23 protein-coding genes and 1 pseudogene are annotated in these 25,766 nt (G+C 43.9%); 15 read left to right on the forward strand and 9 right to left on the reverse strand.

Features of this window, described 5'->3' with window-relative positions; genetic code table 11:
• The first annotated feature begins 13 nt into the window (after positions 1–13).
• The 10 genes from sufD (at position 14) to OQ279_RS11445 (ending at position 8,272) form a co-directional block, all read left to right on the forward strand.
• Complete coding sequence (gene sufD, locus OQ279_RS11400) at positions 14–1,327, forward strand: Fe-S cluster assembly protein SufD (protein ID WP_266070047.1); 1,314 nt, start codon at positions 14–16, stop codon at positions 1,325–1,327.
• Between the two features lie 21 nt (positions 1,328–1,348).
• Complete coding sequence (locus OQ279_RS11405) at positions 1,349–2,587, forward strand: aminotransferase class V-fold PLP-dependent enzyme (RefSeq protein WP_266070048.1); 1,239 nt, start codon at positions 1,349–1,351, stop codon at positions 2,585–2,587.
• Positions 2,588–2,597: 10 nt separating this feature from the next.
• Positions 2,598–3,005, forward strand: coding sequence for an META domain-containing protein (locus tag OQ279_RS11410; RefSeq protein WP_266070049.1), 408 nt, complete (start codon positions 2,598–2,600; stop codon positions 3,003–3,005).
• Positions 3,005–3,430 carry a SufE family protein gene (locus tag OQ279_RS11415; protein ID WP_345599514.1) on the forward strand — a complete coding sequence of 142 codons (426 nt, stop codon included), beginning with the start codon at positions 3,005–3,007 and terminating at the stop codon, positions 3,428–3,430. Before OQ279_RS11410 ends, OQ279_RS11415 begins: the two co-directional genes overlap by 1 nt.
• Before the next feature lies 1 nt (position 3,431).
• Positions 3,432–3,755 (forward strand): SUF system Fe-S cluster assembly protein, encoded by a 324-nt coding sequence (locus OQ279_RS11420; RefSeq protein ID WP_266070050.1) that lies wholly within the window; start codon positions 3,432–3,434, stop codon positions 3,753–3,755.
• A gap of 23 nt (positions 3,756–3,778) precedes the next feature.
• Positions 3,779–4,282, forward strand: a complete 504-nt coding sequence (locus OQ279_RS11425) for a DUF2480 family protein (protein WP_266070051.1) — start codon at positions 3,779–3,781, stop codon at positions 4,280–4,282.
• 3 nt (positions 4,283–4,285) lie between these two features.
• Complete coding sequence (locus OQ279_RS11430; protein WP_266070052.1) at positions 4,286–5,188, forward strand: DUF3078 domain-containing protein; 903 nt, start codon at positions 4,286–4,288, stop codon at positions 5,186–5,188.
• Between the two features lie 123 nt (positions 5,189–5,311).
• Entirely contained in the window at positions 5,312–6,535 is a 1,224-nt protein-coding gene (hflX, locus tag OQ279_RS11435) for a GTPase HflX (RefSeq protein ID WP_266070053.1), read from the forward strand.
• Between the two features lie 43 nt (positions 6,536–6,578).
• Positions 6,579–7,307 (forward strand): hypothetical protein, encoded by a 729-nt coding sequence (locus tag OQ279_RS11440; RefSeq protein ID WP_266070054.1) that lies wholly within the window; start codon positions 6,579–6,581, stop codon positions 7,305–7,307.
• Positions 7,308–7,525: 218 nt separating this feature from the next.
• Positions 7,526–8,272 carry a hypothetical protein gene (locus OQ279_RS11445; protein ID WP_266070055.1) on the forward strand — a complete coding sequence of 249 codons (747 nt, stop codon included), beginning with the start codon at positions 7,526–7,528 and terminating at the stop codon, positions 8,270–8,272.
• A gap of 86 nt (positions 8,273–8,358) precedes the next feature.
• Here OQ279_RS11445 and mfd read toward each other — a convergent pair whose 3' ends face one another.
• The 8 genes and pseudogenes from mfd to OQ279_RS11485 all read right to left on the reverse strand — a co-directional run bounded on the left by mfd (position 8,359) and on the right by OQ279_RS11485 (position 19,573).
• On the reverse strand, positions 8,359–11,721 hold the full coding sequence (gene mfd / locus OQ279_RS11450; protein ID WP_266070056.1) for a transcription-repair coupling factor: 3,363 nt from the start codon (positions 11,719–11,721) through the stop codon (positions 8,359–8,361).
• Positions 11,722–11,928: 207 nt separating this feature from the next.
• A complete protein-coding gene (locus tag OQ279_RS11455) occupies positions 11,929–12,225 on the reverse strand; it encodes a type II toxin-antitoxin system RelE/ParE family toxin (protein ID WP_266070057.1) in 297 nt (98 codons plus the stop codon).
• Positions 12,213–12,395, reverse strand: coding sequence for a hypothetical protein (locus tag OQ279_RS11460; RefSeq protein ID WP_266070058.1), 183 nt, complete (start codon positions 12,393–12,395; stop codon positions 12,213–12,215). Before OQ279_RS11460 ends, OQ279_RS11455 begins: the two co-directional genes overlap by 13 nt.
• A gap of 328 nt (positions 12,396–12,723) precedes the next feature.
• A complete protein-coding gene (gene pdeM / locus OQ279_RS11465) occupies positions 12,724–13,362 on the reverse strand; it encodes a ligase-associated DNA damage response endonuclease PdeM (RefSeq protein WP_266070059.1) in 639 nt (212 codons plus the stop codon).
• Positions 13,363–13,370: 8 nt separating this feature from the next.
• Positions 13,371–15,887, reverse strand: a complete 2,517-nt coding sequence (locus OQ279_RS11470) for a ligase-associated DNA damage response DEXH box helicase (protein WP_266070060.1) — start codon at positions 15,885–15,887, stop codon at positions 13,371–13,373.
• A gap of 247 nt (positions 15,888–16,134) precedes the next feature.
• Positions 16,135–16,536 (reverse strand): annotated as a pseudogene (locus tag OQ279_RS11475) (endonuclease domain-containing protein).
• Positions 16,537–16,792: 256 nt separating this feature from the next.
• Positions 16,793–18,382, reverse strand: coding sequence for an ATP-dependent DNA ligase (locus OQ279_RS11480; RefSeq protein ID WP_266070061.1), 1,590 nt, complete (start codon positions 18,380–18,382; stop codon positions 16,793–16,795).
• Positions 18,383–18,532: 150 nt separating this feature from the next.
• Positions 18,533–19,573 carry a ligase-associated DNA damage response exonuclease gene (locus OQ279_RS11485; RefSeq protein ID WP_266070062.1) on the reverse strand — a complete coding sequence of 347 codons (1,041 nt, stop codon included), beginning with the start codon at positions 19,571–19,573 and terminating at the stop codon, positions 18,533–18,535.
• A gap of 239 nt (positions 19,574–19,812) precedes the next feature.
• Between OQ279_RS11485 and OQ279_RS11490 the strand changes: the two genes are divergently transcribed.
• Positions 19,813–20,238, forward strand: coding sequence for a tellurite resistance TerB family protein (locus OQ279_RS11490; protein ID WP_266070063.1), 426 nt, complete (start codon positions 19,813–19,815; stop codon positions 20,236–20,238).
• A gap of 63 nt (positions 20,239–20,301) precedes the next feature.
• Here OQ279_RS11490 and fbp read toward each other — a convergent pair whose 3' ends face one another.
• Complete coding sequence (gene fbp / locus OQ279_RS11495; protein ID WP_266070064.1) at positions 20,302–21,312, reverse strand: class 1 fructose-bisphosphatase; 1,011 nt, start codon at positions 21,310–21,312, stop codon at positions 20,302–20,304.
• Positions 21,313–21,429: 117 nt separating this feature from the next.
• Between fbp and OQ279_RS11500 the strand changes: the two genes are divergently transcribed.
• The 4 genes from OQ279_RS11500 (at position 21,430) to OQ279_RS11515 (ending at position 25,742) form a co-directional block, all read left to right on the forward strand.
• Positions 21,430–21,912 carry a GNAT family N-acetyltransferase gene (locus OQ279_RS11500; RefSeq protein ID WP_266070065.1) on the forward strand — a complete coding sequence of 161 codons (483 nt, stop codon included), beginning with the start codon at positions 21,430–21,432 and terminating at the stop codon, positions 21,910–21,912.
• The gene (locus tag OQ279_RS11505) at positions 21,909–23,159 is read left to right on the forward strand and encodes an aspartate kinase (RefSeq protein ID WP_266070066.1); all 1,251 of its coding nucleotides are present in this window, start codon (positions 21,909–21,911) and stop codon (positions 23,157–23,159) included. The genes OQ279_RS11500 and OQ279_RS11505 overlap by 4 nt, the downstream gene beginning before the upstream one ends.
• A gap of 25 nt (positions 23,160–23,184) precedes the next feature.
• Positions 23,185–25,014: a bifunctional lysophospholipid acyltransferase family protein/GNAT family N-acetyltransferase gene (locus tag OQ279_RS11510; protein WP_266070067.1), complete on the forward strand. Its 1,830-nt coding sequence runs from the start codon at positions 23,185–23,187 to the stop codon at positions 25,012–25,014.
• 74 nt (positions 25,015–25,088) lie between these two features.
• Complete coding sequence (locus OQ279_RS11515) at positions 25,089–25,742, forward strand: SDR family oxidoreductase (RefSeq protein WP_266070068.1); 654 nt, start codon at positions 25,089–25,091, stop codon at positions 25,740–25,742.
• Positions 25,743–25,766 lie beyond the last annotated feature (24 nt).

Raw genomic sequence — 25,766 nt, forward strand, 5'->3', positions numbered from 1 at the left:
AGAAAAAAGAACAATGGAGCTAAAAGATAAATTATTATCCTCATTTCTGGCTTTTGAAGAGAACGTGAACATGAATAGTGATATTCACGACATAAGAAGCCGGGCCATTAAGGATTTTGAAGAGATGGGCTTCCCCACAAAAAAACAGGAAGCCTGGAAATACACTTCCCTGAACAAGGTTTTGAAGCACGATTACACCGTATTTCCAAAAAAACATGACACCATTGATTACCGCGATGTTGAGCAGTATTTCATAGATGACATTGACACTTATAAGATCGTGTTCATCGATGGGATCTATTCTTCACACCTTTCGGCTACAACACACGAAAAGATCGATGCCTGTTTGATGTCTTCGGCATTGAACAATTCCAAATACAAGCCAATTATTGATAACTACTTCAATACGGTGGCCCCAAAAGAAAGCCTTACCTCTTTAAACACTGCTTTTTCGAGAGAAGGTGCTTTCATCAATATTCCGAAGAATACCATGGCCGATAAGCCCATACAGGTGCTAAATTTCTCTACCGGAAATGAATCGGCATTGCTGGTGCAGCCAAGAAACCTTATTGTTGTTGGGGAGAATTCGCATGTGCAAATTATTGAAAGGCATCAAAGCCTTACAGATCAACCTGTATTAACCAACTCGGTTACCGAGATCTTTGCCGATAAAAGAGCGATTGTTGACTATTACAAAATTCAGAACGACAATCACAATGCTTCTTTAATTGACAATACTTTTATTGAACAGCACAGGGAAAGCCAATGTTCTGTACATACTTTTTCTTTTGGCGGAAACCTTACCCGAAACAACCTTAATTACTACCAAAAAGGAGAGCGCATAGACTCTACTTTAAAAGGGATTACGGTAATTGGCGGCAAGCAACACGTAGACCATAACACCTTAGTACATCACACAGAACCAAACTGTGAGAGCCACCAGGATTACAAAGGCGTATTTGCAGGGTCTTCTACAGGAGTCTTCAACGGAAAGATCGTGGTTAACAAAGAGGCTCAGAAAACGAATGCTTTTCAGTCGAATAATAACATATTACTGGACGATAAAGCGACAATTAACTCAAAGCCACAGCTGGAGATATTTGCCGATGACGTAAAATGTAGCCACGGCTGTACTATTGGTCAGTTAGACGATGAAGCTTTATTTTACCTGCGCTCACGCGGAATTCCGCTAAAAGAAGCAAGAGCACTTTTAATGTACGCCTTTGCCAATAATGTACTTGAAAGTGTAAAAATTCCGGAGCTTAAAGCCAGGATCACCAATATCATTGCCCTTAAACTTGGGGTGAATGTGGGCTACAGCCTGTAACCCAAAACAAAAAACTTACTCATGAAAGTTGCCTCTACTAAAACCCACTTTGATGTGGAAACCATAAGAAAAGATTTTCCCATCCTCTCCCGGGAGGTGAATGGAAAACCGCTGGTTTATTTTGACAATGCGGCAACTTCCCAAACCCCGCAGCAGGTAATTGATGCTATTGTTGACTATTACACGCGATACAATGCGAACATTCACCGCGGAGTTCACACCCTGTCTCAGGAAGCCACTGATGCTTATGAGCAGGCACGGATAAAAATTCAGGAGCATTTTAATGCAGCTAAGGCCCACGAAATAATTCTTACATCGGGTACTACCCACGCCATAAACCTTGTGGCAAGTGGTTTTGCTTCCCTTCTGAAGAAGAACGATGAGGTCATCGTTTCAGCTTTAGAACATCACAGCAATATTGTACCCTGGCAAATGTTATGTGAGAAAACCGGTGCAAAGCTGAAGGTAATCCCTATGAATAATGAAGGGATGCTTAAAATGGAGGAATACGAAAAACTGCTTTCTGAAAAAACGAAGCTGGTATTTGTCAATCATGTTTCTAATGCTTTGGGAACTGTGAACCCGGTTGAAGAGATCATCCAGAAGGCTCATGCTGTAGGTGCAGCAGTTCTTTTAGATGGCGCACAGGCGGCACCTCACATCAAAGCAGATGTACAAAAGCTGGATGTGGATTTTTACGCAGTTTCTGCTCATAAAATGTGCGGCCCCACGGGAGTAGGTATGCTCTACGGAAAAGAGGAATGGCTTAAAAAACTTCCACCTTACCAGGGAGGAGGCGAAATGATTGCCACGGTGACCTTTGAAAAAACCACCTATGCCGATTTGCCACACAAATTTGAAGCCGGAACGCCCGATATTTGCGGCGGTATAGCCTTTGGAGCGGCTCTTGACTATATGAACAATATAGGTTTTGAAAAGATTGCTGCCTATGAACATGAACTACTGGAATATGCCACCCAAAAGCTGCTGGAAATAGATGATTTGAAGATTTACGGAACTTCTTCAGACAAAACAGCGGTCATCTCTTTTAACATTGGAGAAATTCACCCTTACGACATTGGCACCATTATAGACAAATTGGGAATTGCCGTAAGAACAGGGCATCATTGCGCTCAACCGGTGATGGATTTCTTCAAAATACCCGGTACAGTAAGAGCTTCATTCTCTTTTTATAACACTAAAGAAGAAATAGATACATTTGTTGAAGCAGTAAAAAAAGCAAAACAAATGCTGTCTTAAATTAAGGTAAATGAGGAAAATACTGCTTTTAATACTTTCTGTAATTTCCCTTTCATGTGCTAATACCATAGACACTGTTACAGAAGAAATTCTGGATGGCAATTACCGGGTGATCTCAATTCAGGGACACGAATCTCTGCCCCGCGATATTGTTTTCAATTTTAATCCTATGGCAAGTAAACTTTCGGGAAATACGGGTTGTAATGATTTTTCAGCGCATTACAATCAACAGGGGAGCAATCTGGAATTTTCCACCCCTATGAATACAAGGAAGTACTGCAAGGGGAAAATGGAGGTAGAAAGACAAATTTTGTCTTCCTTCGAGAAGGTCTCAAAACTGGATCATACTGGCAATGAATTTGTTATTTATTCCAACAATGATGTACCTTTAATGACTTTAATTAAAATAGAACAGTAGTGAGCAACATAAAAGAAATACAGGACGAGATTGTAGATGAATTCGAGATGTTTGATGACTGGATGCAACGCTACGAACACATGATAGAGCTTGGAAAGTCTCTGCCGCTCATCGAAGAAAAGTACAAGACAGAAGACAACCTTATTAAGGGCTGCCAGAGTAAAGTATGGGTTCATGCCGAACTGGAAGGAGATAGGCTTGTTTTTACAGCCGATAGTGATGCTATTATTACCAAAGGCATTATTGCCATTCTTATTCGCGCCTATTCTAATCAGCATCCCAAAGATATTATAGAAGCTGATACTGCTTTTATCGATGAGATTGGCTTAAAAGAACATTTGTCCCCTACCCGGGCCAATGGTCTTGTAAGCATGATAAAGCAGTTAAAAATGTATGCAGTAGCATATCAAACCCAATTAAATTAAGATGGAACACGCACAAAATTCCGAAGTTTTAGGAGAAAAGATCGTAAGGGTTTTGAAAACCATTTACGATCCCGAAATTCCGGTAGATATATATGAACTGGGGTTGATCTATGACGTAATGGTCAATGAAGACAACGAGATCAAGATCCTTATGACCCTTACCACTCCCAACTGCCCTGTAGCCGAATCTCTTCCTATGGAAGTAGAAGAAAAAGTGAAATCTATGGACGAGGTAAAAGACTGTGAAGTAGAGATCACTTTTGACCCGCCATGGAACCAGGATCTCATGAGCGAGGAAGCAAAGCTTGAACTGGGAATGCTTTAATAAACAGAACTATTTAAATTTTTATGGCTGAAGAAATTATAAACCGCGTAGCAAACAGCAAACTTGTAACTGTTGACCTGGAGGAGCTTTATCCTGAAGGCGAGCGGGTAATCTTCGACATAAAAGACTGGCTTCTGGAAGGCTTTGTGCTTAGGGAAAAAGATTTTAGAGCTACTGCAATAGCACACAACTGGTCGCAGTACAGCAATAAGTACGTGGCCCTTACCTGCTCCAGTGATGCCATTATTCCGGGCTGGGCTTATATGCTGCTCAGCACCTACCTTGCCCCCTATGCCAAAAAAGTGGTTACGGGAGACCTGTCAATGCTCGAAACAGTACTTTATACCGAAATCCTGCAAAACCTTGATGTTTCTAAATATGAGGGTCTGCCGGTAATTATAAAAGGCTGCTCGCGCCGCCCTGTCCCTCAAAATGCATATCTGCAACTTATTAATAAACTTCAGCCGGTAGCAAAGAGCATCATGTATGGCGAAGCCTGTTCATCTGTACCGCTGTTTAAAAAGTAGTACATGAAGAAATTTTTACTTTATACTTTTATTTTATTCGGATTTGCGGCAAACGCCCAGGACGAAAATAGCGACGAAAATGACACTCCGCCTGATGGTTGGTCTTCCGAAGGAAAATTCCAGCTGCTCTTTAACCAGTCGGCTTTTAATGCGGAATGGACCGGCGGCGGAACTTCAAGTATGGCCGGAAACCTGGTGCTTGATTACAGCCTGAATTATAGAAAAGGGAATTTGACATGGGACAATAAATTCCTTGCCAATTACGGTCTCACAAAACTGAAGGATGACGAGTTTACCCGTAAAACCAGCGACCGCCTCGAGATCAACAGTATTTTGGGGAAACAAATGGAAAACTCCAACTGGTATTACTCCTTTTTCACCAATTTTAGAACGCAGTTCAGCAAAGGTTATGTGTATTCCCAGGATCAGGAAACCGGACTGCCTGTCCGCCGTGAAACCACGCATTTCATTTCTCCCGCCTACCTTCAGTTTGGGCCGGGTATGATGTGGAAAAAAAGTGAGGATTTCTGGTTTAATCTGGCACCTGCCACAGCAAGGTTTATCTTTGTAGACCCAGATTTTACTTCAACTCCCGGATATGTTGACGGCTCCTATTACGGGGTTGATACCAACAAAAGTAGCCGCTTTGAACTGGGGGCTTCGGTAAGTTCATATTTCAAATATGAGGTGATGACCAATGTTACCATGGAGCATAATCTTAGCCTGTACTCCAATTATCTCGACCAGCCCGAAAATATTGATATTGATTACCTGCTCAACCTCGACATGGGAATCAACAAATATCTTTCGGCTAACTTGATCTTTCAGGCAATTTACGATGATAATATTGTAGGTGCATTTCAGGTAAGGGAAGTTTTTGGAGCGGGATTCACCTATACCTTCTAAAAAAGGCATTTTCAGAAGAAACTTTTCAGCTTTAAATTTAGCTAATGTTTAAGAGCTCTCGCAGTTCGCGGCTTCGGCTTGTAAAAATCATTTGTGTAACTTTGTTTCCATAGCTCAGCTTGTATGTTAGAAAAAAACGATTTAGAATACGAAAAAGTTGTGCTCATTGGGATCGTCACCCGCGAGCAGAACGAAGAAAAACTCGAAGAATACCTTGACGAACTTGCATTCCTGACTTACACTGCGGGAGGCGAGGTCAAAAAGCGTTTTACGCAGAAAATGGACATGCCCAACCCAAAAACCTTTATAGGTACGGGGAAGATGGAAGAAGTGCGTCTCTTTGTTTCCGAAAATGAGATAGGAACTGCCATTTTTGACGATGAACTCTCTCCTGCGCAGCAAAAGAATATCGAAAAGATACTTAACTGCAAGGTGCTGGACAGAACGAACCTTATTCTTGACATTTTTGCCCAGAGAGCCACAACAAGCTACGCCCGCACACAGGTAGAGCTTGCGCAGTACCAATATCTTCTTCCAAGACTTGCCGGGATGTGGACTCACCTGGAACGCCAGCGTGGGGGTATTGGAATGAGAGGTCCCGGGGAAACCGAGATTGAAACTGACCGCCGAATTGTACGTGACAAGATCGCCCTTCTCAAGAAAAAGCTGGAGACGATTGACAAACAAATGGAAGTGCAGCGTGGAAATCGTGGCCAACTAGTGAGAGTGGCTTTGGTAGGTTACACCAACGTTGGAAAATCTACATTGATGAATGTGATTAGCAAGAGTAAGGTCTTTGCTGAAAACAAGCTTTTTGCCACCCTTGATACTACGGTTCGAAAAGTGGTAATTCGTAATCTGCCTTTTTTACTGACAGATACTGTTGGGTTCATTAGAAAATTACCGACACAGTTGGTAGAATCGTTCAAATCTACGCTTGATGAGGTGCGTGAAGCCGATCTTTTGCTGCATGTGGTAGATATTTCCCATCCGCAGTTCGAGGATCATATTGCTTCGGTTAACCAGATTATGGCCGAGATCAAAAGTGGTGAAAAACCGACTTTGATGGTCTTTAATAAGATTGATGCTTATGAAGCCGAAAAGATCGAGGAAGATGACCTAATGACCGAAAAAACAAGCTCCCACTACACTTTGGCAGAATGGGAAAACACCTGGATGAACCGTCTTGGTGATAATGTGCTGTTCATTTCGGCCCTCAACAAGGAGAACATGGAAGAGTTCAGGAAAAAGGTTTATGAGGCAGTTAGAGAGATTCACATCACCCGTTTTCCTTATAACAATTTCCTTTATCCTGAATACGATACCTATACAGACGAAGAGGAATAATTTCTGAAAAATTCAGTATTTTAGAGAAGCTAATTCTCTGAACATGAAAAATTTACTATTCCTGCCCATGCTGATGTTTCTCAGTATGGCAACTGCCCAAAACCTGGAGGGTTCATGGCTTCTTGTAGAAGTAGATCATCAGCCTGTTAATGACCTGGAGACGGTAAGGATCTATATGGACAATTATTTTGCACAGGGCACCAAAGAAGCCGGTACAGATAAATTCATTAGCGCCGCGGGCGGGGAATATACCTTAGACGAACTCTACACCGAAACTTACGATTTCAATACTGAAGATATCACGACTTTAGGAGAAACCCGACAGTATGAACCGGTTGAAATTCAGAAGAACCTGCTCAACCTTACGGCCGAAGATGGCACTACCTACACCTGGAGAAAAATATCAGACGACACCAACGATCTCTCCGGAAACTGGGTGATCACAGGCCGGCAACGCGACGGAGAACTTAACCGCAGTACGCCCGGCGCCAGGAGAACCATAAAGATCCTTGGCGGCGACCGCTTTCAATGGGTGGCATTTAATTCCGAAACGGGAGATTTCCCCGGCACAGGAGGCGGTACGTACACAGCTGAAGACGGTAAGTACACAGAGAATATTGAATTTTTCTCGAGAGATGACAGCCGTGTTGGCGCCAGGCTTGATTTTGATTACAAAGTGAAAGACGGGGAATGGCATCACAGCGGTAAAAGCTCTAAAGGCGACCCTATCTATGAGATCTGGTCTCCTTATGCCGAAGCTTATAAAGAGTAGTTTTTTATAATTTATAAGACCTCACAGGTTTTGAAAACCTGTGAGGTCTGCTCCCATATTACCTCTCAAAAATGCCATTTTTGAGAGGTAATATTTTTTCTGTTATCTTTTCCCAATGAAATACCTACTCCTTCTTATTCTCTTAATCCCTTTTAGCGGAATAGCTCAGGATATTTCGGGAAGCTGGTACTGGCAAACTGAAAATTACGGACCCCCGGATGGAAATCATTTTAAAAGCAGAAGGATCTGGATTCACCGGTCATCATTGTGCAGTATTTGAAAATAGCGACAAGATTGATTGCGTTGACCAAAACGATACTGTATCTATTAAAATTAAAAGGACTGCTGAAAATAAGTTTGAAGGAACAATTAGAAGTGGCTATAGTGGTAAAAAAGAGAAAGTAAAGCTACTTTTCGATCCTAAGAAAAAGACACTGCTTTTCGAAATTCGGGAGGCTCCCGGTAGTATTTATTACCTGCCAAAAAGGGCATTTTTTAAGTCCACTTTGGGCCGGGAATCGAAATCCGAAAGAATTATTTCACAATCTGAAACCACTGATATATATAGTAAGGAACACCAAAATGAGCCTTCTCTTCAGAATTTAAAATCCTCTGAAAAAGTAAAGGATACTTTATTTTTTAATTTAAATGAAAGTAACTTTCAAAAAGGAAAATACAATGAGAACTTGCTTTATATTAAAGATGCTTTAAATGATGAAGGATCTTCAGAAACATTTCTGTTTAAAATAATGGAAAGAAGAAGTGACATTGCAGCCCCGGAAAAAATTGGAAGTGTTCACCAGTATATTACAGGTTCCGAATTTTTTAAGGAGGAAAAAAAAGTAAATAAGCTACAAGATTACAGACTTGCTTCTCATCTTCAAAAATTCATAATATATCTGGTGGATTATAATTATGAACCTCCAATTTATATTCGAGTTTATCCATTGACCGAGATAGAATAATACTGACCCAAAGCAGAGAGTACCTCTCAAAAATGACATTTTTGAGAGGTATTATTTTTCTTGCATTAAATTTCCCCCTTCGGGGGCTAGGGGGCTTCAACCTCCGCCTTCACGTCCAGCGGCTGCAGTACCTTTAAAGCTCGATCCACCGAAGTCACTTTCTCAAAGGTGAGCAACAACCTCAACCCGCTACGGGTTTTCTTTTCTTTCATGGTACAGCTCTGCGGATGCGTTTGCACGTATTGCAGCACTCTTGTAAAAGCTTTACTTTGATAGAAACGCGACTGCTGGTCGGCAATGAAATAGCCTATCAGCCTGCCCTGCTTCATTATTATTTTCTCGACTCCTATTTTTGAAGCGATCCATTTGATGCGGACGCTGTTCAGGAGATCTTCGGCCTGAGTTGGCAGTTCCCCAAACCGGTCTACCAGCTCGGCTTCAAATTTCTGAAGCTCTTCTTCCGTCTTGAGGTTGTTGAGCTGGGTGTAAAGATTAAGCCTTTCAGAAATGTTGTTGATATAATCATCGGGGAACAGCAATTCAAAATCGGTATCGATCTGCGTGTCTTTCACGTATTCCTTATCCTCTTTCTCCTGCTCCTGGTAAAGATCCCTGAACTCATTTTCCTTCAGCTCTTCTATGGCTTCGTTGAGGATCTTCTGATAAGTATCAAATCCAATTTCGTTGATAAATCCGCTTTGTTCCCCTCCTAAAAGGTCACCTGCACCACGAATTTCCAGATCCTTCATCGCAATATTGAATCCGCTGCCCAGCTCACTGAACTGTTCCAAAGCTGTAATTCGTTTCCTCGCATCATCGGTCATGGCCGAATACGGCGGTGTAATGAAATAGCAGAATGCTTTTTTGTTGCTTCGGCCTACCCTTCCGCGCATCTGGTGCAGATCGGAGAGTCCGAAGTTATTGGCGTTGTTGATAAAAATGGTGTTGGCATTCGGTACATCGAGTCCGCTTTCCACAATGGTCGTGGAAACGAGCACGTCAAATTCGCCATTCATGAACTTCAGCATAAGTTGCTCCAGCTTCTTCCCTTCCATTTGTCCATGTCCTATTCCTATCTTCGCATCGGGCACCAGCCTTTGGATCATCCCGGCCACTTCCTTGATGTTCTCTAAACGATTGTGAATAAAGAATACCTGCCCACCTCGTTGTATCTCATAAGAAACCGCATCGCGAATATTCTCTTCAGAAAATCTTATCACATGCGACTCAATAGGATACCTGTTTGGCGGCGGAGTGGTAATTGTAGAAAGATCCCTCGCAGCCATTAAACTAAACTGTAACGTTCGCGGAATTGGCGTTGCCGTAAGAGTGAGCGTGTCTACATTTTCCTTGATGGTTTTCAGTTTATCTTTTACCGCCACCCCAAACTTCTGTTCTTCATCTACAATAAGCAGCCCGAGATCTTTAAACTTCACTGCTTTATTCACCAGTTGATGGGTCCCAATTACGATATCAACTTTCCCGTTCTCCAGTTCTTCAAGCGTAGTTCTTCTCTCTTTGGCTGTTCTAAAGCGGTTAAGGTAATCTACGGTGACAGGAAAATCCTTCAGGCGTTCTGTAAAAGTTTTGTAATGCTGAAAAGCCAGAATGGTAGTAGGCACCAGCACTGCCACCTGTTTCCCGTTATCAACTGCCTTGAATGCGGCTCTTATCGCAACTTCAGTTTTTCCGAAGCCAACATCCCCGCACACCAGGCGATCCATAGGCCGTTCGTTCTCCATATCGGCTTTGACATCGGCAGTGGCTGTACTTTGATCGGGGGTGTCTTCGTAAAGGAATGACGCCTCCAACTCATGCTGCAAATAAGAATCAGGACCATAGGCGAAGCCTTTTTGCAGCCTGCGCTTGGCATACAGCTCAATTAAGTTAAAAGCAATATTCTTGACCCGGGCTTTGGTCTTTTGCTTCAAATTTTTCCAGGCGTTGCTGCCCAGTTTATATATCTTCGGAGGTTTGCCGTCCTTGCCGTTGTATTTTGAGATCTTGTGCAGCGAGTGAATACTTAGGTACAGCACGTCGCGTTCGCCGTAGATCAGCTTGATCGCCTCCTGTTTCTTACCTTCCACGTCGATTTTTTGGAGTCCGCCGAATTTCCCAATTCCGTGATCAATATGCGTCACATAATCGCCGACTTCAAGATTGGTAAGCTCCTTTAAAGTGATCGCCTGTTTCTTGGCGTATCCATTTTTCAGGTGGAACTTGTGATAGCGCTCAAAGATCTGGTGATCTGTGTAGCACACCATTTTTTGATCTTCAGCAACAAAACCCTGGTACATTGAAAGTACCACAGTTTTATATTTCACCTCCTGGTCAACATCATCAAAAATATCATGAAACCGCTTCGCCTGCTGTTCACTTACGCAAAAAATATAATTGGTAAAACCGTCTTCGCTGTTCTCCCTAAAATTCTGAATAAGCAGTTCAAAATTCTTGTTGAACGATGGCTGGGGTTTGGTGTTGAAGGTAATTGTTTTAGCAATATCCTCTGGTTGATGGGAATTGGTCACTACCAGCGAATACTCCTGCATCTGCTCCTTCAAAAGTGCCGAATTACAGAACAATTCTTCCGGCTCATTATGTTTAATTTCTTCGGAAAGATTTTTAAAAGCTTCTTCGGCTTTGCTGAAGAGCTTATCTATCTGGGAAAACAACAATTCCGGTTCCTGGCTGAAGATTACCGTTTGATCTGAAATGTACTTCAAAAAACTCTCCCGCACCTCCTGAAGCCTTTTGTGCTCCACATTCGGGATCACCGTGATCTTCTTCACCTGATCTGTAGACAACTGCGTCTCTACATCAAAGGTCCTGATGCTCTCTACCTCATCGCCAAAGAATTCTATCCTGTAAGGCTCGTCATTACTGAAAGAAAACACATCCAATATCCCCCCACGCACCGAAAACTCACCAGGCTCTGTAACAAAATCCACTCTTTTGAACTTGTACTCGAACATCACTTCGTTCACAAAGTCGATAGACAATTCGTCGCCAACCTTGATCTTGAGTGTGTTCTTTTCCAGCTCCTTTCGGGTGACTACCTTCTCAAAAAGGGCATCTGGATAGCTAATTATCAGCGCAGGTTTTTTCCGGGAATTGATCCTGTTAAGCACCTCTGCCCGAAGCAGCACGTTGGCATTATCGGTTTCTTCCAGCTGGTAAGGCCTGCGGTAACTTCCGGGGTAAAAAAGCACATTTTTGTCACCCAGCAGCTGCTCGAGGTCATTCAGGTAATAGGCAGCTTCTTCCTTGTCATTGAAAATGAGCAAAAAAGGCTTATCAGCTTCTTCAAAAGCATTGGCAATAACAAAAGAAAGTGCAGAGCCTACGAGGCCTTTTAACTGCACCTGAGTTCGCGGCAGGGCAAGCGCTTTCCCCAGTTCAAGCTGTTGAGCCGACTGTGCAAAGCTTTGGGCAATAGAATTTTTACTCAAAAAATTTATTTTTTGCAAAGATAAAGCTTAATGCGCAAAGGCTAAAGAAGGTGAAGTTTAAACAGAAGTTAAAAAATAGAAGTAAGACCGCTGTGCTGTTAGATTCCAGAGCTTAGACTAAAAGAGAAACTAATAATGACTCTTTTCATTTCCCGCAGATTTCGCAGATCTAAGCAGAACTCTTCATAATTTTTTCTTTGAAAAACTTTACAACTTCCGTTTTCCTAAATCTCGCGCGGAGTGGTGAACTGTTAAAATATCCACAGGTTCCTGATCTACTATTCGATAAATAATCCGGTAATTTCCTTCAATTAACTCACGGATATCTTCTCTGTTGATTTCCTCAACAATTTTCCCAGAATAGATATGCGAAGTTAAAATTTTTGTTCTGAGTCTGATTCTAATTATTTGAAGTCGTGCATATTTCAGCGAATCTCTTGCGATATACTTTGCAATACTCTGCAGATCCTCCCTTGCCTGAACAGTCCAATTTATTTGAACCATTTTTCCATCTCCTTTTCCAACTCGGCATCTGGAATCACCTCACCCTGCTCCGACTGGAGAATTCCCTTTTCAACTTTTTCCATGAAGATCAACCTCTCCACAAGATCATCTATAGAAAATTCATTAGGAAGATTCTCAATCTGCGCTTTTACTTTTTCCTTGTTCAGCATTTTCAGGTAATTTATTACAAGATAAGAAATATCCTGTTGTATTCTCTTTTTTGCTTTATTTCTCCTGAAGCTATCAGGCTGGGCGCCAAAGAAGCCTTTGAAATTTTAATTGGATTGAAAAGCCAATTTCTCCCTTTAGGGTTGGGGAAAAAATTGGCTTTTCTCTTTTTTGCTTTACCCCTCCCGAAGCTATCGGAACTAAAGGGTGGCAAAAAAGCATCTTCTCAGCCTACCACAATTAGTTAATTGCAAAGCCGGTTTCCTCCCTTTAGGGCGGGGAAAAGAAATCGGCTTACATTATATTCTACTAATCCTTATTCCTTAAACCTTAATCATTCAAACAGATCACTTCCTCCTTTGTCACCACATACACCTCATCATCTCCCTGCGGAATAAGGATGTGCTTACCGGTGAATTCGCCGAAGGCGGGAAGGATCAATTGATCTTTAGATTTAAAGAAGCAGGACAGTTTAAGCTGCTGCCTGCCGCGACCTCTTATTTTAACCCCTGGGTGAATGTGTCCCGAAAAGTTAAAGAACCCGTGTCTTTCTTCGGGATGATGGGTGAAGAGGAAGTTTTTCAGCACAATTTCAGGGGTGACAAAAACTCCCAGGGCCTCATACTTAAGTGGTGAAATGATATCGTGGTTTCCTTCCACCAGAATAACTTCAGCAGAAATATTTTCGAGCCAGTGCTCAAATAACAGCCATTCCTTATTCAGGGAGCTGTGAAAAAGATCTCCCAAAAATGCTATTTTTGAGGGTTCAAAAAAAGCAATTACTTCATTCATTTTTTGAAAATTCCCTACAATTGCATTTTGGGGTACTGCACTACCAAACTTCCGGAAATGCGACACCTTTCCCAGGTGCACATCGCTTATCACCAACAGGTCTTCCTCCTCCCAGAACATGGCTCCGGACGGATGTAAAGTGAAATTCTGATTATAAAGACTAAGTGTTTTTGTCATTTTTGAAGCTACAGGTCGCCCCATTGCGCCATCATTTTTTTAATTCTGTCCTCCAGTTTTTCTGAAGATAATTTTTCCCGCATCCTGTCGGTGATGATCGGGAAGGAGAAAGGTGTGGGTTTTTCGCATTGTTTCCAAACCAATTTCTGTTCCGAAATTCGTTCCATAGCCAATCTTAATCTTCCTTCCTCCAACTGATGTTCGAATGTCTCCCTAAACGCCTGCTGAAACAATAAATTGTCCGGCTCATAATCCCTAAAAACACTGAACAACAATTGCGAATTGGATTGTAAATGCTTTGTTTTGATCATCTTATTCGGAAAGCCGGTAAAAACCATTCCGGCGATGACTGCAATATCACGGAATTTCCTCCGGGCCATTTCGGTTGAATTCAAACTCTTCTGAAGATCATCCATGAGGTATTCTGGAGAAAAGAGGTTGTTATCAAAAACCTGCTGCATGTCGATTTGCTGGTCAGACAACAGCTCAAAGCCGTAGTCATTGAAGGCCAGAGAAAAAGTAATGGGCGACAGCAGACTTATCCTGTAGGCGAGCAGACTGGCCATGGCTTCGTGAACAAACCTGCCTTCAAAAGGGTAAAAAATAGCGTGATAGCCTTCCCGGGTCTTAAAGGTTTCAATGAGGAACTCGTCCTTTTTGGGAATAATGGATTCCTTTTTTTGCCTTTTGAAGATGTTGGTGAGGGCCTGAAGTTCGAGAGAGCTCTCGACGGAGCCTGTGCCGAGCGCAGCCGAAGTGCTCGGGGTGACATCAGAATCGGCTTCTAATTCTGAAGCAACAAACATTTCCTCGCGCAGCAGTTCACTCATCTGTGCCGAAAAGCTCATGCGACCACCTGCCCAACTGGGGAAGCGGGAATTCTTTACTTTCGACTTCTTCACAATCACCTGCATGTTTTTGATCTGGTACAATTCCAGGTTCTTTCCGGCAAAAGTAAAGACATCCCCTGGATTCAGCTTGGAAATAAACCATTCCTCAATGGTACCAATGTAGCCGCCGCCAAGATACTTCACCGCCAGCACCGCATCGCTCACGATCGTTCCAATCTGCAGGCGATGCCGCATAGCAATTGCTCTATTGTTCACCTTGAACAGTCCATCCTCCTCGATCTCCACCTTTTTGTATTCGTCATAAGCCTGCAGCGTCTGACTCCCCTGAGTGATGAAGTTGAGCAGCCATTCCCACTGTTCTTCGGAAAGTGCCTGATAGCAGAATGTTGATTTGACTTCGGGCCATATATCCTTCGGAAAAAATCCGTCAGACACTGCCAAAGTGGTTAAATACTGAACTAAAACGTCGAATGAATTCAAATAAGGGATCCGATCTTCAACTACCGTATTCTTCACCGCCTTTTGCAAAGCTGAAGCTTCAATAAGTTCCATTGCGTGCGTGGGCAAAAAGTAGATGACACTCTCCTTCCCCGGCTGGTGTCCGCTTCGTCCCGCCCGCTGAAGAAATCTTGCCACTCCCTTTGGCCCTCCGATCTGGATAATGGTCTCCACCGGGGCGAAATCCACTCCGAGGTCAAGACTTGAAGTCGCTACCACCGCCTTTAGCCGCTCATCACGAATCGCCTGCTCCACCCAAAGCCGGGTTTCTTTGTTGATGCTCCCATGGTGCATGGCCAGCTCCCCGGCAAATTCAGGATACTTCTGAAGTATCCGCTGAAACCAAATCTCACATTGGGAGCGGGTATTGGTAAAGAGGAGCGTAGTTCTCGATTTCCGGATAATAGGCACCACCTCATCAATTAGATGTAATCCGAGATGCCCCCGCCAGGGAAAGGTCTCCATCTTCTCCGGAATGATAGATCTTACAGTGATCTTCTTCTTAATATCTGCCCGTATCAGCACAGAATTCTCAAAAGCTTCTGATTCCGGGCCTAATAATACTTCGCGTGCCTCCTGCAGGTTTCCGATGGTAGCCGAAATCCCCCAGATCTTCATTTTTGGTGACACAGTTTTTAACCTGGAAAGCGCCAGTTCTATTTGCACTCCGCGTTTTGTACCTAATAGCTCGTGCCATTCATCAATGACAATCGCATTTAGATCTTTGAATGTTTTTTCATAGCCCTTTGAGGATAACAACAGCTGCAGACTTTCGGGCGTGGTGATAAGGAGATCGGGCATTTGTTTCTTTTGGGCGGCACGTAATTTTTGAGATGTATCTCCTGTACGTATCCCCACTGTAAGCTGACTTCCCAGATCCTGAGCAAACCGATTTGCCGCCTGCTCTATCTCCACCGATAGCGCTCGCAGCGGAGTAATCCAGATAGCTTTGAGTCCGGGTTTGTGTTTGGTTTTGTAATCTGGATTTTGCCTTATGTAGTCCAACACAATCGGAATCCACAGCGCATAGGTTTTTCCACTTCCGGTGGGGGCATTTAATAGCCCATGCTTCCCATCCAAAAAGGCATTCCAGGATTCCTTTTGAAAGGCAAAGGATTTCCAGGACTGGAATTTGAACCAGTCGTTGGCAAGTTTTATGAGTTCTCTCTTATTCATGATTTTTGCTCCGGTTGGAGCTTTGCGTCTCTGTTGTTTTGTGGTGTTATTGGTGTTTGGGGTTCAAAGAGTGATTTGTGTTCCCATGGGACCCTTCCGTCTCCGCCTTGCGGCGGATCCACCTTCCCTTAGTAAGGGAAGGAGCTGTTTGTGCTACTATTTTTGATTCTACTACACTTCAAAATTTTCTAACCCCAATTTCTCACGCAGAACAGCAAAGCTGTTCCTAAAGGCTCCCCTCCTTTTTTTAAGGAGGGGTGGATCCGCGAGAGCGGAGACGGGGTGGTCCGCTACCGAAATGCCTCTTTATTTCCTCCAACACCCAATCCAAATTATCAAATACTGTTTTATTCTCAAATCTTATCACTTTCATATTTAATTCCTCCAGCTTTTTAGTTCTTAAAGCGTCTTTTTCCTAAACCGTGGGATTCATGTGGTACTGCCCGTCGAGTTCTATCACCAATCTTTCTTCTGCGCAGTAGAAATCCACGATGAAATTTAGGATGCTGTGCTGCCGCCTGAACTTCCTTCCCTCCAGCTTCTTTTGTTGCAGATGCGTCCACAGGTAAGCCTCGGCTGTGGTTCCGTGGTGGCGGAGCTTTTTTCGGTAGGGCTCGAGGGGTTTACGGTTGTGGATTTTCTTTTTCATAATAAGCCTTGTTGTAATTAGAAGCTCCCGTTTCCAGCACGGACCCTTCCGTATCCGGCTATTCGCCGGATCCACCTTCCCTTAACAAGGGAAGGAGCTGTTTGTGCTACTATTTAAAATTCTACTTCAAATTATATTCTTTTTAAACCCAGTAATTTATAGCTTCTGCAAGCAGAAGCGCAAAACCACCCCTCCTTTTTTCAAGGAGGGGTGGATCCGCAGTAGCGGAGACGGGGTGGTCCGTCGCAGCACAATCTCACTTGGGGATCAACTGCTTCAGTTCTTCTATTGTATTTGCTTCTTCTATTTTTTTGTCCTGTCTCCATCTTAAAATTCTCGGGAATCTTGTTGCTACCCCGCTTTTATGGCGGCTGGATTCTGCGATTCCCTCGAAAGCTATTTCAAAAACGAGCTGAGGTGTAACCGAGCGAACGGGTCCAAAACGTTCGAGCGTGTTCTTCTTTATCCAGGCATCCACCTGCCGAAATTCGGCATCTGTGAGTCCGGAGTAGGCTTTTGCGAAGGTCACCAGCTCATCATCCTGCCACAAGGCGAAAGTGTAATCGGTAAAGAGATTCGAACGGCGGCCGTGACCGCGCATGGCATAGGTGAGCACGGCATCAACGGTTAAAGGTGCTACCTTCCATTTCCACCAGTCACCTTTTTTCCTTCCGACGAGGTAGGGCGAATCCCAACGCTTCAACATTAAGCCTTCGCTTTTTACCTCCCGGGCCCGCTCCCGCTCAGTGGTTGCTTCTTCCCATTTCTTAAAGGATATGGTTTCGGAAAGATGAAAAGGCAGTGCTTCAGTTTGCACAGTGGAATAAAGTTTCTCGAGGATCTGCCTGCGTTCCAAAAATGGCAAATCCCGGATGTCTTTTCCCTCCCACTCCAGCAGGTCGTATGCCTTCAGGATCACCGGAGTCTTTTTCAGCAGCGCCTTTGAAACTGTTTTTCGGCCGATGCGGGTTTGCAGATCATTAAAAGTGCCGATATTTCCTTCCGGAAACGGCAGGATCTCCCCGTCTATTACTGTTCCGTCAGGGATGACTTCCAAAAAGGCAGAAAACTCAGGGTATTTATCGGTTACCAGCTCCTCTCCCCGGCTCCACACAAAGATCTCCCGGTTTCGAATCACCACCTGCGACCTTATTCCGTCCCATTTATGTTCAGCTGACCAATCGGCGGGAACACCAAGATCTTCGGGAGCTCCTTCAATAGCGTAAGCGAGATAAAAGGGATATGGCTTGGAAAGAAAATCTTCTTCATTCTCCTCTAAAATGAGCTTTTGAAAAGTAATTTTTTGAGGATCCCAATCGCCCATCAGCTTATATGCCAGCACATCTTCATCTATTTCTGTAGCTTTTGAGAGGGCACGAGTCATGAGCTTCTGACTCACGCCAATCCGGAAACTTCCGGTAATGAGCTTTGTGAAAACGAAACGCTCGTAATAATTCAATGCCGCCCAGTTCTCGTGCAGGTATGCTTTCTTATCTGATTCAGTGGCTGCTTTAAGGTCGATTATTTCCTGAAGGTATTGTGTCAGGCTTTTTTCGCTGGATTCTTCTGCCGGCGGAATTACAAGCGCTATAGTTTCAGCTAAATCTCCCACGATGTGGTAGGATTCTTCAAAGAGCCACAGCGGAATATTAGCCAGCTCGGCAGCAAATGTTCGCAGCAAAGTAGTATTGACTGGTCGTGGCGGACGGCGGTGCGAGAGAATAGCGATTGCCCACACCTTATCTTTATTCGGCACCCGCTGAAAATAGCGCGTTAAGGCCGCCACCTTCACCGTGGTTTTGTTGGTGCTGTCAAGTTCCCTTATTAGTGCTGCGAATTCTTCCATGACCCCTCCCTGGCCCTCCCTTAACAGGGGAGGGAATTTTAGTGTTCTTAAGTTATTTTTATTTCATCTAATTTCTGATTACTGACCACCGATTCCTGATCACTTTCTATTGAGAGACCTCACAGTTTTTGGAAACCTGTGAGGTCCGGCTTAATTTTCATCATTTTCTTCTGATTTTGAATTCATCTCTGCCAATTCTCCTTCATACTGGGTTTCGGCGGTGCGGGCGTCGTAGCCCTGTTCATTTAAAAATCGGCTAAAGATCTCGGAATAGCCGTGGGTGCAGATCACCCGCTCGCAACCTGTAGCTTTAATTGAAGCCAATAATCCCTGCCAATCACAATGGTCAGAAAGTACGAACCCGCGGTCGACGGCCCGGCGACGGCGTGCACCTCTAAAGGCCATCCAGCCACTGGCCATTCCGGTTTCAAAGGGCACCATCTTTCTTATCCAGGTACTACCGTGGGCGCTGGGCGGCGCCAGTACCATTCTGCCTTTAATTTCTTCTTTCTTTGTTTCCCTGGTGATCCTGATGGTTTCAGGAAGATCAGCGAAGGGTCGCACTACGTCGGTCATATTTTCAATGGCGCCGTGGGTAAATATCTTGCCGATGGAAGGATCCAAAAACTTCAGCAATCGCTGTGCTTTTCCGAGGGAATAACCGAACAGCACCGAAGTTTTGCCTTCACTTTGATTTTGTTGCCACCAGGTATTAATATCATTCATCACCTGCTCCTGCGGCAACCACTTAAAAGCTGGTAAACCAAAGGTACATTCGGTGATAAAAGCATCGCACTTCACCGGCTCATATGGAACTGCGAGACCATCGTCTTCGGTTTTGTAATCGCCGCTAAACACCCACACTTCCCCCTTGTGCTCTACCCTCACTTGCGACGAGCCAATGATATGACCGGCCGGGAAAAGTGAAAATTTCACGTTGTTAATGACGAATGTCTCCCCGTATTCCTTTCCGGAAACCTCTATTTCTCCAAGCCGGTGTTTTATAATGGGAACATTGGTGTGGTGAGTGATATACTGCTTATGCCCCCACCGGGAATGATCGGCATGGCCGTGGGTGATGATCGCCTTGTCTACCGGCTTCCACGGATCGAGATATACCCCTGCAGGTTCGCAGTAGATCCCTTTTTTATCAAAACAAAGCAGCGGTTTTTTCTGATTTTTAAGCGGCATGAATTCAAGTTAGGATTTTTTGTGCAGGGCAGCAGTGGCATTAGGAAAAAATTAGAACTGAAAATGCCATTTTTGAAGGGTTAGCAATTGCGGCGGATAGCTCCCGAAGCCTGCAAAGGCGAGGGACTATGAGCGGAAAGCCTGCCGGCAGGCAGGCGTGGCCCCCGCCCTTTTAGGCGGGGAAACCCCTAATGATAAGAATAAGAGTAAATTGCTATATTTGAGTAAAATATTGTGCTATGTCATTTTCAGATCTTTTTGGAACCGGGGAACACCTCAGGAATCTTGGGCATTTTGCCGCTATTGTCAACCTTGCTGCCGCCGACGGGCCAATTAATGCCAAAGAAGAGGCGCAGTTAAAGCGTTTTGCGACCAAACTGGATATTGCGGAAGAGGAATACATGAAGGTGCTGCAAAACCCAAACGCTTTTCCCATTCACCCCAACAACTCGGTTGAAGGGCGGCTGGAGCGACTTTATGACCTGTTTAAAATCATATATTCTGACCATGATATTGAAGAGCAGGAAGTGGGCCTTCTGAAAAAATATGCCATAGGTATTGGTTTCTCGCAAAAAGCGGCTCAAGACATCATTAAACGCTCTATGGAGATCTTTAGCGGGATGAGCTTTGACGACTACCGCTACCTGCTTAACAGGGAGAAATAATTTAAAGGCAAGACTTTTGGTTCTGGAAAAGCCCTCTTAAAAATGGCATTTTTGAGGCTGCTGTTATTCGGGATTTTTGGCCATGAATTCTTCCACTTTTTCAACCATTTCTTTGTTTCCGCAGAAGAAAGGAACCCTTTGGTGTAACTCTGTAGGTTCCACATCCATAACCCGGCTAAAGCCGTTGCTGGCTTTACCACCGGCCTGTTCAGCGATAAAAGCCATAGGGTTGCACTCATAAAGCAACCTCAGTTTTCCCTGAGGCGCATGGGAAGTAGTGGGATAAAAGTAAATTCCGCCTTTGATCATATTGCGATGAAAATCGGACACCAGCGAACCTATATACCTAGACGTGTAAGGCCTGTCCTCCTTTTCTTCCTGGCAATATTTGATGTAGTTCTTCACCCCTTTTGGAAAATGTACGTAATTCCCCTCATTCACCGAATAGATACTGGCTTTTTCGGGAAATTTCATATCGGGATGAGAAAGATACCACGAGCCAAGGGCCGGGTTGAGGGTAAAGCCATTCACTCCGTGGCCTGTGGTATACACGAGCATGGTAGAAGTTCCATAAACGATATAACCCGCAGCCACCTGTTTATTGCCCGGCTGTAAGAAATCTTCCATCTGCACGGGCGTCCCAATTGGGCTAATGCGCCGGTAAATGGAAAATATTGTTCCTACGGAAACATTCACATCAATATTCGAACTGCCATCTAATGGATCCATCAACACTACATATTTGTTCTTATGATCGTTGTTCTGGCCTGAAATGGTGATGAAATCTTCAGATTCTTCGGAAGCAATTCCGCAGACAATTTCCCGGTTAGTAAGGGTTTGGATGAATTTCTCGTTGGCATAAACATCCAGTTTTTGCTGATCTTCCCCCTGCACGTTGGTCTCTCCTGCTGCCCCGGTAATATCTACCAGTCCGGCTTTATTCACCTCGTGATTCACCACTTTTGCGGCTAGCCTGATGGAGTTAATCAATCTTGAAAGTTCTCCCGAAGAAAAGGGAAATTCCGCCTGATTTTCAATTATGAATTCGCCTAACGTCTGATTTTTCTTGACCATTGAAGTAGAAAATGTGCTTTATCAAACAAAACTAAAGTAAATAATTTTAAGTCACTACAACGTTTTCGTAATTTAATCTTAAAATCAAATCTCTACTTTTGCAATCAAACTGCAACTATGAACACCATTATTCGAGACGCAAGAAAAGAAGATATGCCGGCAGTGCTGGAGTTGATCAAGGAACTTGCAGCCTTTGAAAAAGAACCCGATGCGGTAATCACCACAGTAGAAACTCTTGAAAACGAAGGTTTTGGAGAGCATCCGCTCTTTCATGTTTTTGTAGCCGAAGTAGATGGCACAATTGAAGGAATGGCTTTGGTGTACTACCGTTTCTCTACCTGGAAAGGCCGTACCCTGCATCTCGAAGACCTTGTTGTTCGTGAAGAAAAACGCGGTACAGGCCTGGGAAATGCCTTGTACAAAAAGGTGATCGAGTATGCAAAAGCCCAGGGCCTAAAGCGGGTTGAATGGGTGGTGTTGGACTGGAACCAGCATGCGATAGATTTTTATGCCCGCAGCGGCGCCAATATATTTAAGGACTGGTATACCGTGCAGATGGATGAAAACGGAATCACAAAATACATAGAGACTAACGCATGAAAGTTTTCAAATTTGGGGGTGCATCTGTAAAGGATGCCGGCGGAGTAAAAAATGTGCTGCAGGTATTAGAAACCGAAGGAACCGCGGAAAAACTCGTGGTAATTTCGGCCATGGGAAAGATGACCAATGCGCTTGAAGTGGTTGTAAATGATTACCTTCAAAAAGGGGATTTTAATGATGCGCTTCAGCCTGTAAAGGAATTCCACCGGGAAATTATGCTGGGACTGTTTGAGAACAGGGAACATCCTGCTTTTGTTGCAGTTCGACAATTATTTGAGGCGCTCGAGAACTTTCTCCGTCACAACCGCTCTACCAACTACGATTTTGTGTATGACCAGGTGGTGATCTACGGGGAGTTGCTTTCTACCACCATTGTGAGCTCATATCTATCTTCCTGCGGAATAAAGAACGACCTGCTCGATGCCAGGAACTGTATACGTACAGACAATACTTACCGCGATGCACAGGTGCAGTGGGAAGAAACCCAGGCACAAATCACTTCGCTGGTGCGCCGGGAAAACCTTTCGATCACCCAGGGTTTTATTGGGGCCGATCCCAATAATTTCTCAACAACACTGGGGCGCGAAGGCAGTGATTACACAGCCGGAATTTTCGCCTACTGCCTTAATGCCGAAAGTGTGACCATCTGGAAAGATGTGCCGGGCGTGCTCAATGCCGATCCGCGGGTGTTTGAGAATGCGCAGCTGCTGGAACACATCTCTTATGAAGAAGCTATTGAACTGGCATTTTACGGGGCTTCGGTGATCCATCCAAAAACACTTCAGCCATTGCAGCGCAAGGAAATTCCGCTCTACGTGAAGTCATTTCTGAATCCCTTAAACGCCGGAACCGCAGTAAAGAAAGGCCAGCCAATCCTTCCGAAGATACCCTGTTTTATCGTCAAAAAGAATCAGGTGCTTATCTCTTTATCTTCTCTCGATTTTTCATTTATCCTGGAAAAAAATATCAGTGAGATCTTCAGCCTTTTCCATAAATATCAGATCAAAGTTGACCTTATTCAGAATTCTGCCATCAGCTTTTCGGTTTGTATTGACAATAAATTTAATAACTTAGAAAAGTTGTTAAGCCATTTAAAGGCAACCTTTAGGGTGAATTATAACACGGGTGTCTCGCTTTATACCATCCGGCATTTTGATGAGAAAGCAGTGGCCGGGCTGGAAAAAGACAAAAAAGTGCTTCTTAAGCAAATTACCCGGGAAACGGTTCAGCTTGTAGCCATACCATAGTTTTTTAACTTTTAATAAAAATTAAATGGGAATTGTAAGTGCAAAAGAAGTTGCCAAAGTGATGAATTTAGATAAATTCGGATTTTTGGGAACTTCTATGGGATGGATAGTTCTTAAAACCACCAAGCTCTCGGTGATCAATAAAGAATACGACAAGCGGAAAGATATGACCGCACCGCAATTTATTGATTCCCTTCTGAAGGCATTCGAGATCAACTTTGAGATTCCCGAAGAAGACCTGAAGCGTATTCCAAAATCGGGTCCTTTTATTACCATTTCCAATCATCCCCTGGGAGGTATAGACGGAATGATACTTCTGAAGCTATTGCTTTCAAAGCGGGAGGATTTTAAAGTGATCGCTAATTTCCTGTTGCAGCGCATTGATCCTTTACAGCCTTACATCATGCCCGTAAATCCTTTTGAAGAACACAAGGAGGCACAGAGCAGCACCAAAGGCATTAAAGAAGCTATTTTGCACCTGCGGGACGGGAAGCCACTGGGAATCTTCCCTGCGGGCGAGGTTTCTACCTATCGAGACCACAGGATGATTGTAGACCGGCCGTGGGATCCTGCTGCCATGAAGCTTATACAAAAAGCCAAAGTCCCGGTGATCCCCATTTACTTTCATGCGAAGAACAGCACTTTCTTTTACAGGCTTGCATCAATAAGTGATATTCTTAGAACCGCCAAGCTGCCCAGCGAGATGCTATCTCAAAAGAAGCGAAAAATAAAGGTGAGGATTGGTAATGCCATTCAGCCGCAGGATATACAGGAGATCTCAAGCGTTGAATCCCTTACTGCCTTTTTACGCCGAAAGACTTACATGCTGGCGAATGCCTTCGAAAAAAAGCCATTTTTGAAAGGTATTCCCAAGAATTTTAAAATTCAGAAGCCTCCAAAAAAAATTGTGGAAGAGACCCAACTGGATTTGATGATGGCTGAAGTGGAGACCTGCCGGAAACTCGACAAGCGTTTGCTGGAAAGCAAGAATTATGAGGTTTTTCTGGCGAAAAAGGAGATCATCCCAAACATCCTGAAGGAAATAGGCCGGTTGCGGGAAATCACCTTTAGAGCTATTGGGGAAGGCACAAACATGTCTACAGATCTTGACAAGTTTGACGATTACTACTACCACATGTTCTTATGGGATCACGAGGCTAACAAGATTGCAGGTGCCTACCGCATGGGAATGGGGGCCGAGATCTATGAAGAACACGGAATTTCGGGGTTTTACCTGCAGGACCTTTTTAGGTTTGAACCCGAACTGCATAAAATGATGAGCGAATCTATTGAAATGGGTCGGGCGTTCATTACTGCGGAATATCAACAGCGGCCCATGCCGTTATTCCTTTTATGGAAAGGTATTGTACACTGCACTCTGCGATTTCCGAAGCATAAGTACCTGATTGGCGGCGTAAGCATAAGCAATAAGTTCTCGAATTTCTCAAAATCGCTGGTGATCGAATTCATGAGGTCGCATTATTATGATCCTTATGTAGCGCAGTATATTAGGTCGAAGAAGGAATTTAGGGTGAAATTAAAAGATGCGGACAAAGATTTTGTCTTTGACGAAACCCAGGCCGACCTTAACAAGTTTGACAAGATCATAGACGAAGTAGAGCCGGGAAGCCTGAGACTTCCGGTACTTATCAAAAAGTACATCAAGCAAAATGCAAAAGTTGTGGCTTTTAATGTAGACCCGTTGTTTAATGACGCAGTTGACGGACTCATGTATATACGCATAGCCGACCTGCCGGAAAGTACCGTGCGGCCGGTGATGGAAGAATTTCAACAGGAGCTGGAGCGCAAGGTTACCGAAATGCGAAAAAAGGAACAGCAGCATAACAAGGAATAGCCTTAATGCCCGAAGCCGGTTGGAATTGGCTTTTTTGATGCTTATCTTGCTGTTTGAGAAACAAAAAACGAAAAATGGAAAAGATTTTAATAGTTGGAGCTACCGGAAGTACCGGAAAAAGGATCATCGAAATTCTGAATAACAGTCAGAGTTTTGAACCCGTAGCCATGATAAGAAAGGAAGAGCAAAAGAGCATTTTTGAAGATATGGAGGTGCAGTGGGTACATGGCGACCTGGAGCAGGACGACCTCGACCCGGTGATGAAAGGCATTGACAAGGTGATTTTCGCCGCAGGTTCTGGCGGGGACACAGGCCCTGAGAAGACCACAGAAGTGGATGAAGAAGGAGCGATAAAGATCATTGATGCCGCGAAAAACGGTAAAGTAAAAAAATTCATCATGCTTAGCTCCATGGGTGCCGATGAACCTTCAAAACACCCAAAACTGGAACACTACCTAAATGCGAAAGCAACAGCAGACAAACACCTACGCGACAGCGGACTCAATTACACCATCTTAAGACCGGGCGCACTTACAGATGACCTGGGGACAGGAAAAGTTGAACTGGCCCAGAAGCTTGACGGCCAGGGTGAAATACCACGGGATGATGTGGCTTTTCTGCTCATCATGTCCCTTGCAGATCCTCTTGTGAAAAATATGACCTTTGAAGCAATTGAAGGAAAAGAGCCAATAAAATCGGCGATGATAGAATTAAGTCAGGGAAATTAGAAGTACGATTTTAGAAGTACGAAG

Source organism: Salinimicrobium profundisediminis (genome assembly GCF_026241755.1).
Lineage (GTDB): Bacteria > Bacteroidota > Bacteroidia > Flavobacteriales > Flavobacteriaceae > Salinimicrobium > Salinimicrobium profundisediminis.

Excerpts from the sequence above, each read along its gene's own strand:
- OQ279_RS11420 (WP_266070050.1), top strand. The coding sequence starts at position 3,432 with ATGGAACACGCACAAAATTCCGAAGTTTTAGGAGAAAAGATCGTAAGG.
- pdeM (WP_266070059.1), bottom strand. The coding sequence starts at position 13,362 with ATGACAAAAACACTTAGTCTTTATAATCAGAATTTCACTTTACATCCG.
- OQ279_RS11455 (WP_266070057.1), bottom strand. The coding sequence starts at position 12,225 with ATGGTTCAAATAAATTGGACTGTTCAGGCAAGGGAGGATCTGCAGAGT.
- OQ279_RS11490 (WP_266070063.1), top strand. The coding sequence starts at position 19,813 with ATGTCATTTTCAGATCTTTTTGGAACCGGGGAACACCTCAGGAATCTT.
- OQ279_RS11430 (WP_266070052.1), top strand. The coding sequence starts at position 4,286 with ATGAAGAAATTTTTACTTTATACTTTTATTTTATTCGGATTTGCGGCA.
- sufD (WP_266070047.1), top strand. The coding sequence starts at position 14 with ATGGAGCTAAAAGATAAATTATTATCCTCATTTCTGGCTTTTGAAGAG.
- OQ279_RS11445 (WP_266070055.1), top strand. The coding sequence starts at position 7,526 with ATGGAAATCATTTTAAAAGCAGAAGGATCTGGATTCACCGGTCATCAT.
- OQ279_RS11440 (WP_266070054.1), top strand. The coding sequence starts at position 6,579 with ATGAAAAATTTACTATTCCTGCCCATGCTGATGTTTCTCAGTATGGCA.
- OQ279_RS11405 (WP_266070048.1), top strand. The coding sequence starts at position 1,349 with ATGAAAGTTGCCTCTACTAAAACCCACTTTGATGTGGAAACCATAAGA.
- OQ279_RS11500 (WP_266070065.1), top strand. The coding sequence starts at position 21,430 with ATGAACACCATTATTCGAGACGCAAGAAAAGAAGATATGCCGGCAGTG.
- hflX (WP_266070053.1), top strand. The coding sequence starts at position 5,312 with ATGTTAGAAAAAAACGATTTAGAATACGAAAAAGTTGTGCTCATTGGG.
- OQ279_RS11480 (WP_266070061.1), bottom strand. The coding sequence starts at position 18,382 with ATGGAAGAATTCGCAGCACTAATAAGGGAACTTGACAGCACCAACAAA.
- OQ279_RS11460 (WP_266070058.1), bottom strand. The coding sequence starts at position 12,395 with ATGCTGAACAAGGAAAAAGTAAAAGCGCAGATTGAGAATCTTCCTAAT.
- OQ279_RS11515 (WP_266070068.1), top strand. The coding sequence starts at position 25,089 with ATGGAAAAGATTTTAATAGTTGGAGCTACCGGAAGTACCGGAAAAAGG.
- OQ279_RS11505 (WP_266070066.1), top strand. The coding sequence starts at position 21,909 with ATGAAAGTTTTCAAATTTGGGGGTGCATCTGTAAAGGATGCCGGCGGA.
- fbp (WP_266070064.1), bottom strand. The coding sequence starts at position 21,312 with ATGGTCAAGAAAAATCAGACGTTAGGCGAATTCATAATTGAAAATCAG.
- OQ279_RS11485 (WP_266070062.1), bottom strand. The coding sequence starts at position 19,573 with ATGCCGCTTAAAAATCAGAAAAAACCGCTGCTTTGTTTTGATAAAAAA.
- OQ279_RS11470 (WP_266070060.1), bottom strand. The coding sequence starts at position 15,887 with ATGAATAAGAGAGAACTCATAAAACTTGCCAACGACTGGTTCAAATTC.
- OQ279_RS11410 (WP_266070049.1), top strand. The coding sequence starts at position 2,598 with ATGAGGAAAATACTGCTTTTAATACTTTCTGTAATTTCCCTTTCATGT.
- OQ279_RS11425 (WP_266070051.1), top strand. The coding sequence starts at position 3,779 with ATGGCTGAAGAAATTATAAACCGCGTAGCAAACAGCAAACTTGTAACT.
- OQ279_RS11510 (WP_266070067.1), top strand. The coding sequence starts at position 23,185 with ATGGGAATTGTAAGTGCAAAAGAAGTTGCCAAAGTGATGAATTTAGAT.